This is a genomic window from Paraburkholderia sp. MPAMCS5, assembly GCF_036016995.1.
Lineage (GTDB): Bacteria > Pseudomonadota > Gammaproteobacteria > Burkholderiales > Burkholderiaceae > Paraburkholderia.
Genome location: NZ_JAYXBK010000002.1, coordinates 343,479 through 355,346 on the forward strand (window position 1 = coordinate 343,479; position 11,868 = coordinate 355,346).

The window sequence follows — 11,868 nt, forward strand, 5'->3', positions numbered from 1 at the left end:
GTTTAGGGAGTAGGAGCCTCGCGCCCGAGTTCGAACGCGTCGGCAAGAAGTTCATAGGAACGCAAACGCGCGCGGTAGCTGCCCGCGACGGTCAGCACGATCAGTTCGTCGGCGTTGAATTGTTCCTGCAATGCACGTAGCCGCTCCGTCACGACCGGCGGCGTGCCGATGATGCTGCGCGGCTTCTCCCGGTCGATCACCAGTTGCTCGCGCTCGCCGTACTCCTGCGCGACGCCTTGCTCGATGGTCGGGATCGGCTCGTTCAGGCCATACGCCATTTGCACGCGACGCAGATCGACGGCCTTTTCCAGGTCCGCCGCTTCCTGATCCGTGTCCGCGCAAATCACGAACACGGCAGCGGCCAGATACGATTGCTGCGCTTCCGGACTCGGGCTGAAGCGCTCGCGATAAGCGTGCGCCACTTGATGCCCGAAATGCGCGTTGATGAAATGCGCGAACGCGAAGCGAATGCCCAACTGCGCGGCAAGCAGGCCGCCGAACTCGCTGGAGCCGAGCATCCAGAGTTGCGGACGGGTCGGGACTTGCGGTTGCAACAGTGCGCCTTGCGCGAGATGGCCGGGAGGCAAGGTGCCGTGCATCAGCGCGAGCAGATCGGCTGTTTGCTGCGGGAAAAGCTCGCCGCGTTTGTAGTCGCCGGCGGCGACCGCCTGAGCCGTGTGCATGTCGCCGCCCGGCGCGCGTCCCACGCCGAGATCGATGCGATTGGGGAACAGCGCCTCCAGCATCATGAATTGCTCGGCGACCTTGAACGGGCTGTAGTACGGCAGCATGATGCCGCCCGAGCCCAGCCGGATGCGTCGCGTGACGCTGCCAAGGCGCGCCAGCATCACTTCGGGACAGGGATTCGATACGCCGCGCAAGCCGTGATGTTCGGCGCACCAGTAGCGCGTGTAGCCGAGGTCGTCGGCCAGTTGCGCGAGTTCGACGGTGGCGGCAATGGCATCCGCTGCCGAGTGTCCGGCGATCACGGGCGTTTGATCGAGCACGGAAAGTCGCGTCATGTCAGTGTGCTCCAGATGAATCCACTCGCGAGGACGACGCGCGGCGAGTGCGAATGAACGCCGCGCGGCAAGCTCAGCGAATCAGACTGGTGTCGGGCAGACGCTTGACGATTTCCTCGATCAACGCGCGCGCGAGCGTCTGCTTGTCGGCGCGCGGCAGCCGGGTGGCGCCGCCAGCTTCGAACAGGATGACCTCGTTGTCGTCCATGCCGAACGTGAGCGGCCCGAGATTGCCGATCAGAAGCGGCACGTTCTTGCGCACGCGCTTTTCTTCGCCGTGCACTTCGAGGTCGCCGCTTTCCGCAGCAAATCCGACTGTAAACGGCGGATGCGGCAGGTTCGCGACCGTGGCCAGAATGTCCGGATTTTCGACGAACGAAAACGTGGGCAGCGCCCGAGCGGCGGTCTTCTTGATCTTGTGGTCGCTCGCCTGATCGACGCGCCAGTCGGCCACCGCCGCGACGCCGATGAAAATGTCCGTATCCGCGACCGCGCGCATCACGGCGTCGTGCATCTGCTGCGCGGTTTGCACGTCTTCGCGGAACACGCCCCATGGTGTTTCGAGCGCGACGGGCCCCGCCACCAGATGCACTTCCGCGCCCGCCTGTTGCGCGGCGCGGGCGAGCGCAAAACCCATCTTGCCGCTCGAACGATTGGTGATGCCGCGCACCGGGTCGAGCGGTTCGAATGTCGGCCCGGCGGTCAGCAGCACGCGGCGGCCGGACAGGATCTTCGGTGCAAAGAAGGCGGCGATTGCTTCATAGGTTGCAGCCGCTTCGAGCATGCGGCCGTCGCCGATTTCGCCGCACGCCTGCGGCCCGGAGTCGGGGCCGAGCACTTCGATGCCGTCCGCGCGCAGTTGCGCGACGTTGCGTTGCGTGGCCGGGTTCTGCCACATCTGCCGGTTCATGGCGGGCACCACGAGCAGCGGACAATCGCGCGCGACGCACAGCGTGGCGAGCAGGTCGTCGGCCATGCCGTGCGCGAGTTTGGCGAGGAAGTCGGTGGAGGCGGGCGCGATCACGATCGCGTCGGCTTCACGCGAGAGATCGATGTGCGCCATGTTGTTGGGCACGCGCCCGTCCCACTGGCTCGTGTAGACCGGACGGCCCGACAGCGCCTGCATGGTGATCGGGGTGATGAACTGCGTGGCCGCTTCCGTCATGACGACCTGCACAGTCGCGCCGGCCTTCGTCAGCAGCCGCGTCAGTTCGGCGATCTTGTAGCAGGCAATGCCGCCCGTCATGCCGAGGACGAGATGTTTTCCTGCGAGTTCTGCGGTTGCCAACGAAAGCCTCCGACAAAGCGTGGTGGCCGCTCGCGGCGCGCTCGCACCGTGGCCGGCCGTCAAAGCGGACTTCTGGCGCGGAGCCGGAGCGCCGAAGCGGACCTCGGACCCGGCCCTCGGGCGTTTATGTTTATAAGAGGCGCCGTTAGCGCGAGCCGCGTACGCGCCGCAACTCGTCGACGATGAGCAGAATCGCGCCGACTGTGATCGCGCTGTCGGCAAGATTGAACGCCGGCCAGTGCCACGTGCGCACATGGAAATCGAGAAAGTCGATCACATGGCCGTAGGCGAGCCGGTCGATCACGTTGCCGAGCGCGCCGCCCAGAATCAGCGCGAGCGCGGTGCAGAACATTTTTTGCGCGCCGTGGCGCTTGAGCAGATAGCTGATCACGAGCGCGGCGACCACGCCGAGCGCCGTGAACGCCCAGCGCTGCCAGCCGCCCGCCATGGCCAGGAAGCTGAAGGCCGCGCCGCGGTTGTACACGAGAATCAGGTTGAAAAACGACGTGACCTCGTGCGCGACACCGTAGGCAAAGACCTTCTGCACCGCGATTTTCGTCAACTGATCGAACAGAATGACGATCAGCGCGATGCCCAGCCAGGGCGCCAGCGAACCGTTTCCGGCGGAAGCTTTGGATGGGGTTTTCGCCATGGTTCTCGCCATTATGCCGCGCTCCTCGTTTCACCGTTGCCGAACAGATTGCTAATGCAGCGGCCGCACAGCGTGGGGTGTTCGGCGTCGGCGCCAACGTCCGCGCGATAGTGCCAGCAGCGCTCGCATTTCAGATACTTCGACGTGATCACTTCGACGCCTTCTTCCTCTTCGCTGTCGACCTTCACGAGCGTCGCCGCGGAGGTGATCAGCACGAACTTCAGGTCGTCGCCGAGGCTCGTCAGCGCGTCGTAACGCGCGCCGCTCGCACGGATTTCCACTTCCGCCTGCAACGACGAGCCGATCAGGTTCGCGACCCGCGCTTCTTCCAGCGCTTTCGTCACGTCGCCGCGCGCGGCGCGCAGCAGCGTCCATTTGTCGAGCAGCGCGCCGGCGTCCGGCACGGCCGGGAACGCGTGATACGTCTCGGTGAAAATGGTCTCGCTGTTGGGCTGGAACACCTTCCACGCTTCTTCGGCGGTGAATGAGAGGAACGGTGCCATCAGGCGCAGCAGCCCTTGCGCGATGTGGTACAGCGCCGTCTGCGCAGAGCGGCGCGCGACCGAATCCGCCGCCGTGGTGTACAGGCGGTCCTTCAGCACGTCCAGATAGAAGCCGCCGAGGTCTTCCGAGCAGAACGTTTGCAGCTTGGCGACCACCGGGTGGAACTCGTATTTGTCGTAGTGCGACAGGATGTCGTTTTGCAGGTTCGCCGTGAGCGCCACCGCGTAACGGTCGATCTCCAGCCAGTCTTCCACCGGGCGCGCGTTCTTCGCGTAGTCGAAGTCCGACAGATTCGCGAGCAGGAAGCGCAGCGTATTGCGAATGCGGCGATAGCCTTCCGTCACGCGCTTCAGAATTTCCTCGGAGATGGCAAGCTCGCCCGAGTAATCGGTCGATGCGATCCACAGGCGGATGATTTCCGCGCCGAGGCGGTTCGCCACTTCATGCGGATCGATGCCGTTGCCGAGCGACTTGCTCATCTTGCGGCCTTCGCCGTCGACGGTGAAACCGTGCGTGAGCAGCGCGTTATAAGGCGGACGGCCGTCGAGCATCGACGCCGTGAGCAGCGACGAATGGAACCAGCCGCGATGCTGGTCCGAGCCTTCCAGATACAGATCGGCCGGGAATTGCAGTTCGTCTTTGTGCGAGCCGCGCAGCACGTGCCAGTGCGTGGTGCCCGAATCGAACCACACGTCGAGCGTGTCGCGGTTCTTTTCGTACATATTGGCGTCGTCGCCGATCAGCTCGCGCGGATCGAGCGTTTGCCACGCTTCAATGCCCGATTTCTCGACGCGTTGAGCGACTTCCTCCAGCAATTCCAGCGTGCGCGGATGCAGCTCGCCAGTTTCCTTGTGCACGAAGAACGCCATCGGCACGCCCCATTGGCGTTGACGCGAGAGCGTCCAGTCCGGGCGATTGGCGATCATGCTGAAAAGGCGCTGCTTGCCCCATGCCGGATAGAAGGCCGTGTTCTCGATACCTTCGAGCGCGGTTTCCCGCAGCGTCTTGTCCGTGTCGTTCGGCTTCACGTCCATGCCCGCGAACCACTGCGACGTCGCGCGGTAGATGATCGGCGTCTTGTGGCGCCAGCAGTGCATGTAGCTGTGCGTGTATTTCTCGGTGCGCAGCAGCGAGCCGGCGCCTTGCAGCGCCTCGACGATCTGCGGATTGGCCGCCCAGATCGACAGGCCGCCGAACAGCGCGAGCGATTCGATGTAACGGCCGTCGCCCATCACCGGATTGATGATGTCCGAATCGGCCATGCCGTGCGCCTTGCACGACACGAAGTCTTCCACGCCATACGCCGGCGACGAGTGCACGACACCCGTGCCGGTTTCGGTTGTCACGTAGTCGCCGAGATAGACCGGCGCGGTGCGCTTGTACGCCGGATGCGCGGACGCGAGCGGATGGTTGAAGCGCAGGTTGACGAGCTTTTCGCCCGGCGTGGTGGCGACGATCGAGCCTTCCAGACCGTACAGCTTCAGACACGCTTCCACGCGTTCTTCGGCGAGGATCAGCAGGCCGCGCGGCGTGTCGACGAGCGCGTAGACGATTTCCGGATGCAGGTTCAGCGCTTGGTTGGCGGGAATGGTCCACGGCGTGGTGGTCCAGATCACGATGCCGCCTTCGTTGCGCGGCAGCGCCTTCAGGTCGAACGCGTGCGCGGTCTTTTCCGGTTCGGCGAAGCTGAACAGCACGTCGATGGTCGGATCGGTCTTGTCCTTGTACTCGACTTCCGCTTCGGCCAGCGCCGAGCCGCAGTCGAAACACCAGTTGACCGGCTTCAGGCCGCGGAACACATAGCCCTTCTCCAGGATCTTCGCGAGCGCGCGGATTTCGCCGGCCTCGTTCGTGAAGTTCATCGTCTTATACGGGTTGTCCCACTCGCCGAGCACGCCGAGGCGCCGGAAGCCGACCTTCTGCTTCTCGATCTGTTCGGTCGCGTAGGCGCGCGCCTTCTGCATCACTTCGGCGGCAGGCAGCGATTTGCCGAACTGCTTTTCGATCTGGATTTCGATCGGCATGCCGTGGCAATCCCAACCCGGCACATAGACCGCGTCGAAGCCCGCCATGTTGCGCGCCTTGACGATCATGTCCTTCAGGATCTTGTTCACCGCGTGGCCGAGGTGGATGTCGCCGTTCGCATACGGCGGGCCGTCGTGCAGGATGAACTTCTTGCGGCCTTTGGAGGCGGCGCGGATCTTGTCGTAGATCTTGTGTTCCTGCCATTCCTTGACCCATTGCGGCTCGCGCTTGGGCAGGTCGCCGCGCATCGGGAACGGTGTGTCGAGCAGGTTCACGGGGTAGCGTGATTGCGGTTTCGAATCGGCTTTCTTGTTGCTCATGATGTGGTCGCGGTGAATTCTTTATAAGCGCAGCGGGGCGCGGGTTGCGCACGATGCGCGAGAGCGTTGGGCGCGCCCGGCGGGCATGTCGCGCGATGCACGGACGCCCTTCGATGCGCACAGCGAAGGTCCATGCGGCACGCGGCGCGCGCACATGAACCGCGGCGGTTATCTAATTCGGTCGGTGGCCGACGTGGCGAAACCGGTGGAGCGGCTGCCCGGCGTGCCGGCGCCGACGGCCGCGAACCACGCGCGGGCGTTCGCCACGTCGCGCGCGATGGCGGCGGTGAGCGTTTCGAGGTCGACAAACTTTTCCTCGTCGCGCAGCTTTTTCAGGAATTCGACGCGCACGAGCTTGCCGTACGCGTCGCCGTGCCAGTCGAGCAGATGCACTTCGAGGAGCACGCGGCCGGAGTCGTCGACAGTGGGGCGCAGGCCGAGGCTGGCGACGCCAGGCAGCGGCTCGTCCGCCACGCCGTGCACGCGCACGACGAAAATGCCCGCGAGCGCCGGACGCTTGTGCGCGATCGGCAGATTGAGCGTGGGAAAGCCGAGATCGCGGCCGAGTTTCATGCCGTGCACGACGTGGCCGCTGATCAGATAGTCGCGGCCCAGCGCGGCGCGCGCCGAGTCGAGGTCGCCCGCCACCAGTGCCGCGCGCACGCCCGAGCTGGAAATGCGCGCGCCGGAGGGATCGGCGACGGTGGCCATCTGCTCGACTTCGAAACCGTGCTGCTGCCCCGCGGCCTTCAGCGACGCGAAGTCGCCCGCGCGCTTCGCGCCGTAGCGGAAGTCGTCGCCGATCATGACCCAGCGCGCGTGCAGCCCGTTGACGATGATCCGCTCGACGAACCCATCTGGCGACTGACCCGCGAACGTGTGATTGAAGTGCTCGACCACCACGCGGTCCACGCCGTTGGTGCGCAGCGCCTCCAGCTTGTCGCGCAGCATCGCGATGCGCGGCGGCGCGCCGGCCGGATTGAAGAACTCGCGCGGGTGCGGCTCGAAGGTCATCACGCAGACGGGCAGGCCGCGCGCGTCGGCCGCCGCGCGCACATGGGCGAGCAAGGCCTGATGGCCGCGGTGGACACCGTCGAAATTGCCGATGGTCAGTGCGCAGGGCGCACGGCTTTCAGCGTTGGGAAGACCGCGGAAGACTCTCACGATAGCGCGTTGGGGTAGGGCGGCCGGGGTGCCGCAAAACAAACGATTATAAACGCTCGGCGCAGCGGACGGCGGCGCGTCACGGTTTGGATGTCCCCGAATGATAAAATCCGCGGATGAAAAAACTCGTCATCCTGATTTCGGGGCGGGGAAGCAACATGGAAGCCATCGTGCGCGCCTGCGAGCGCGAAGGCTGGCCGGCTCAGGTCGTCGCCGTGATTGCCAACCGTCCTGACGCCGCGGGCCTTGCGTTCGCGGCGTCGCACGGCATTGCCACGGCGGTGATCGACCACCGCCAGTACCCCGACCGCGACGGCTTCGACGCGGCGCTCGCCCAACAGATCGACGGCTTCGCGCCGGATCTCGTCGTGCTCGCCGGCTTCATGCGCGTGCTGACGGCCCGTTTCGTCGATCGTTATGCGGGGCGCATGCTGAACGTGCATCCGTCGTTGCTGCCAAGCTTCCCGGGTCTGAAAACGCATCAGCAGGCGCTCGACGCCGGCGTGCGCCTGCACGGCGCGTCGGTGCATTTCGTCACGTCGCAGCTCGATCATGGGCCGATCGTCGTACAGTCGGCGGTGCCCGTCGAAACCGGCGACACGCCCGCCACGCTCGCCGAGCGCGTGCTGGCAACCGAACACATTATTTATCCACGCGCGGTGCGCTGGTTCGTCGAAGGGCGTCTTGCCCTCGACGGCCTGCGTGTCACGCTCACGCCGCCAGAGCCGCAATGGCTCTTTGCCGGTCACACCGCCGGAGAGGGCGCATGAGATTACATGGTTTTCTGATTGGACAAACTGAGACTTTGCTGGCCGAAGTCCTAAGGCTGAACGGTCCCGCCGACGCCACCACAAGCCGCTTTTTCCGCGCGCATCCGAAGCTCGGGCACGGCGAGCGCGGCGTGATCGCCGAGGCGGTTTTCGCGGTGCTGCGCCGGCGCATGGAGTTCGCGCATCTGGCCGAAAGCGGCGCCGGCAGCCCCGCGCGCCGCATGGCGCTGCTCGGCCTGATGCAGACGGCGGGCCGCAGCGCGCTCAAGCCGTTCGTGTCGGAGGCGGAGTCGAAATGGCTCGAGCACGTCGCGATGATCGACCCGGAAAGCCTGCCGCTGCGCATTCGCCTGAATTTGCCCGACTGGATCTATCAGGCGCTCGCGAAGCGTTTCGAAGCCCCGGAACTCGCGCAACTGGCCGCCGCGCTGAACTATCCCGCGCCGCTGGATCTGCGCGCGAACCCGATCAAGGCAACCCGCGACGACGTGCTGAACGCGCTCTCGAAGGCCGGCATCGAAGCGGGCGCCACGCCGTTCGCGCCGTTCGGCGTGCGCGTGGTCGGCAAGCCGCCGCTCACCAAGCTCGACGCGTTCCAGCAAGGCTGGGTCGAAGTGCAGGACGAGGGCAGCCAGTTGTTGTGCTCGCTGGTCGCGCCGAAGCGCGGCGAGATGATCGTCGACTTCTGCGCGGGCGCGGGCGGCAAGACGCTGGCGCTGGGCGCGGCAATGCGCTCGACCGGTCGTCTGTACGCATTCGACATTTCCGAGCGGCGACTCGCCAAACTGAAGCCGCGGCTTGCGCGCAGCGGCTTGTCGAACGTGAACCCGGTGCTGATCGACAGTGAACACGACGCCAAGATCAAGCGGCTCGCGGGCAAGATCGACCGCGTGCTGGTCGACGCGCCGTGCAGCGGTCTCGGCACGCTGCGCCGCAATCCGGACCTGAAATGGCGTCAGTCGCCGGGATCGGTTGCCGAACTCGCGCCCAAGCAGGCGTCGATTCTCGCGAGCGCGGCGCGTCTCGTGAAGAAGGGCGGCCGCCTCGTGTACGCGACCTGCTCGATTCTGGAAGCGGAAAACGAAGCGGTCGTGCAGCAGTTTCTCGCGGATCATCCGGATTTCGCGCTCGTGCCGGCGCGCGAGGTGCTGGCCGACCAGCGCATCGAACTCGACATGGGCGACTACCTGTCGCTCTGGCCGCACCGCCACGCGACCGACGGCTTTTTCGCCGCCGTGCTCGAGCGCCAGAGCTGAGCGCGAGAGTACGTCAGCCGGCTCGCGGATCGATTATCTGAACCGTGAGCCGGTGATCCCGGCCCTCGCGGCCGCCTCGTCCACATCATGCAAAACCGTATTTTTTCCCATCTGTTCGGCGACCTCGCGCGCGACTTCGGGCAACCGGTCATGCTCTGGCAGGTCGGCGTGCTGGCCGCGACGCTCGCGCTCGCGTGGCTGCTCGCGCGCCTCTTGCGCCGGACGCTGGATCTGCGCCGTCAAACGCGCTACCAGACGCTGCATTTCGGCGCGGAAAGCCTGAACCGTGCGTTTTTCCCGCTGATCGGCGCGGTGCTCGTGTGGCTCGCGCGGGCCGTCGCGGGCCAATTCATCCACACGTCGCTGCTCGCGCTGGCATTGGTGCCGCTCTTTGGCATCGGCTTGATTTACATCGTGTTTTTCTTCGCGCGACGCGTTTTCAGCCACGACGGCGAGACGCACGCGTGGCTTTTTCTTGTCGAAAAGATCGTCTCGCTGGCGGTGTGGGTCGCCATGGCGCTGACCGTCATGGGCATTCAGGACGACGTGATCGCGTGGATGGCGAGCGTGCACTTTCGCGTCGCCAACGCGCATATGACGTTGCTGTCGCTCGTCACCGGGCTTTTATGGGTGTGCGTGACGATGATCGTCGCGATGTGGCTCGGCTCCGCGTTCGAGGAGCGCCTGATGCGCGCCACGACGCTCGACGCCAACCTGAAAGTCGTGGTGGCGCGTGTCGGCCGCGCGGCCTTCGTGCTGGCGGCGGTGCTGATCAGCCTGTCGCTGGTGGGCATCGACATCACGGTGCTCGGCGTGTTCGGCGGCGCGCTGGGCGTGGGGCTGGGCTTCGGCCTTCAGAAGATCGCCAGCAACTATGTCTCGGGCTTCATCATTCTGATCGACCGGTCTCTGCGGATCGGCGACACGATCAACGTGAGCGGCCTGCAAGGCATGGTCACGCAGATCCGCACGCGCTATACCGTGGTGCGCGGCCTCGACGGCATCGAAACGCTGATTCCCAACGAAAAGCTGATCACGGATGTCGTGCAGAACCAGTCCTCGTATCTGACGCGCGGTTACGCGAAGGCGGCCGTGCAGATCGCGTACACGTCCGATGTCGAGCACGCCATGTCGCTGCTCGCCCAAGCCGCCGAAGGCGTGCCGCGCGTGCTGGCGGAGCCGGCGCCCGCTCCCTATCTGGTCGGCTTCGGCGCGGACGGCATCAATCTGGAGCTTGGTTTCTGGATCGCGGATGCGGCCACGGGCACGTCGGCGGTGCGCTCGGCGGTCAATCGCAATATCTGGCAGCTCTTTTCCGCGCACGGCATCTCGATTCCCTTCGCGCAACGCGAAGTACGGATTGTTGGAAATCTGGGAAACCTTGCGGAAGTTGGCGGCGCGCTGCCGCAGACGGTAACAATGACCGCCGCGGCGGCCAATCAGGCGGACAACGCCCTCTGACGGGCTTCAGCAAGCGCGCGGCGCAGCGAAAAAGCGTTCGCCGCGCGTTCTTCCTGTTGATGCCGCACAAAAAATCCCTATTTGTTACAAACACTTGGAACGCTTCCAGTAGAATGTCGTCCAATCCCGCTGTATGCTTTCACTTTCTTGACACGCGCAGTTCGCGGGTGTCTCGTGTCTCTCGTTCCACAGGTAAATTGCCTTGTTGAATTCCTTGCTCGATTTCCTTGCCCACGGTCTGATGCATTTCTCGTGGTGGCAACTTGTGCTGTACACGCTCGCGGTGACGCACGTCACCATCATCGGCGTGACGGTTTATCTGCATCGCTGCCAGGCGCACCGCGCGCTGGAGTTGCACCCCGTCGTCAGTCATTTTTTCCGCTTCTGGCTGTGGATGACCACCGGCATGCTGACTGGCCAATGGGCGGCCATTCACCGTAAGCATCACGCCAAATGCGAAACCGAAGAAGATCCGCACAGCCCGCAAACGCGCGGCATCTGGAAGGTGCTGCTCGAAGGCGCGGAGCTGTATCGCGCGGAAGCCAAAAACGAAGAAACGCTGCGCAAGTTCAGTCACGGCACGCCGAACGACTGGATGGAACGCAACGTCTACACCAAGTACCCGATTCTCGGCGTCAGCCTGATGATGGTGCTGAACATTGCGCTGTTCGGCGTGGCCGGCCTGACGATCTGGGCCGTGCAGATGGTGTGGATTCCGTTCTGGGCGGCCGGCGTGGTCAACGGCCTCGCGCACTTCTGGGGCTATCGCAACTTCAACTCGTCGGACGCCAGCACGAACATTTTCCCGTGGGGCATCATCATTGGCGGTGAAGAGTTGCACAACAATCACCACACCTACGCGACGTCGGCCAAGTTGTCGAACAAATGGTACGAGTTCGACATCGGCTGGATGTACATCCGCATCATGTCCGCTTTCCGCCTTGCAAAGGTGAAGAAGGTGGCGCCCACGCCGCGTCTCACCACGGGCAAGCTGGTGCTGGATCAGGACACGCTGCAAGCCGTTCTCGCCAATCGCTATGAAGTGATGGCGCGCTATGGCAAGGCGCTCAAGCGCGCGTATCGTCAGGAACTCGCGCATCTGAAGGAAGTCGGCGCGCGTGAAAAGTATCAGGTCATGCGCGGGGCGCGTAGCTGGTTCCACAAGGAAGAAGCAGGGCTCGACGAGCCGCAGAAGCGCCAGTTGCCGCAGATTTTCGCGAACAGCCAGAAGCTGAAGACCTACATCGACATGCGCAATGAACTTGCTGCCATGTGGGAACGTTCCAACGCGTCGCGCGACCAGTTGCTGGTGCAGTTGCAGGACTGGTGCCATCGCGCCGAGCAAAGCGGGATCAAGGCGCTGCAGGAATTTGCGATGCGACTGCGCCGTTATGCTTGATCGCGAA

9 protein-coding genes are annotated in these 11,868 nt (G+C 64.5%); 4 read left to right on the plus strand and 5 right to left on the minus strand.

The window, feature by feature from the left end; translation table 11 throughout:
• Positions 1-2: 2 nt before the first annotated feature.
• From VOM14_RS05610 to VOM14_RS05630, 5 genes are all read right to left on the minus strand, one after another.
• Complete coding sequence (locus VOM14_RS05610; RefSeq protein ID WP_327627746.1) at positions 3-1,022, minus strand: LLM class flavin-dependent oxidoreductase; 1,020 nt, start codon at positions 1,020-1,022, stop codon at positions 3-5.
• Positions 1,023-1,095: 73 nt separating this feature from the next.
• A complete protein-coding gene (coaBC, locus tag VOM14_RS05615; protein ID WP_327627747.1) occupies positions 1,096-2,310 on the minus strand; it encodes a bifunctional phosphopantothenoylcysteine decarboxylase/phosphopantothenate--cysteine ligase CoaBC in 1,215 nt (404 codons plus the stop codon).
• Between the two features lie 145 nt (positions 2,311-2,455).
• Positions 2,456-2,962, minus strand: coding sequence for a signal peptidase II (gene lspA, locus VOM14_RS05620; protein ID WP_442955517.1), 507 nt, complete (start codon positions 2,960-2,962; stop codon positions 2,456-2,458).
• An 11-nt stretch (positions 2,963-2,973) separates the two neighbouring features.
• Positions 2,974-5,811, minus strand: coding sequence for an isoleucine--tRNA ligase (gene ileS / locus VOM14_RS05625; RefSeq protein ID WP_327627749.1), 2,838 nt, complete (start codon positions 5,809-5,811; stop codon positions 2,974-2,976).
• 168 nt (positions 5,812-5,979) lie between these two features.
• Positions 5,980-6,975, minus strand: a complete 996-nt coding sequence (locus tag VOM14_RS05630) for a bifunctional riboflavin kinase/FAD synthetase (RefSeq protein ID WP_327627750.1) — start codon at positions 6,973-6,975, stop codon at positions 5,980-5,982.
• Positions 6,976-7,091: 116 nt separating this feature from the next.
• Between VOM14_RS05630 and purN the strand changes: the two genes are divergently transcribed.
• The 4 genes from purN to VOM14_RS05650 all read left to right on the plus strand — a co-directional run bounded on the left by purN (position 7,092) and on the right by VOM14_RS05650 (position 11,861).
• Positions 7,092-7,745, plus strand: a complete 654-nt coding sequence (purN, locus tag VOM14_RS05635; protein ID WP_327627751.1) for a phosphoribosylglycinamide formyltransferase — start codon at positions 7,092-7,094, stop codon at positions 7,743-7,745.
• Positions 7,742-9,001 (plus strand): RsmB/NOP family class I SAM-dependent RNA methyltransferase, encoded by a 1,260-nt coding sequence (locus VOM14_RS05640; RefSeq protein ID WP_327627752.1) that lies wholly within the window; start codon positions 7,742-7,744, stop codon positions 8,999-9,001. The genes purN and VOM14_RS05640 overlap by 4 nt, the downstream gene beginning before the upstream one ends.
• A gap of 87 nt (positions 9,002-9,088) precedes the next feature.
• Entirely contained in the window at positions 9,089-10,462 is a 1,374-nt protein-coding gene (locus tag VOM14_RS05645) for a mechanosensitive ion channel family protein (RefSeq protein ID WP_327627753.1), read from the plus strand.
• 202 nt (positions 10,463-10,664) lie between these two features.
• On the plus strand, positions 10,665-11,861 hold the full coding sequence (locus tag VOM14_RS05650; protein WP_327627754.1) for a DesA family fatty acid desaturase: 1,197 nt from the start codon (positions 10,665-10,667) through the stop codon (positions 11,859-11,861).
• Positions 11,862-11,868 lie beyond the last annotated feature (7 nt).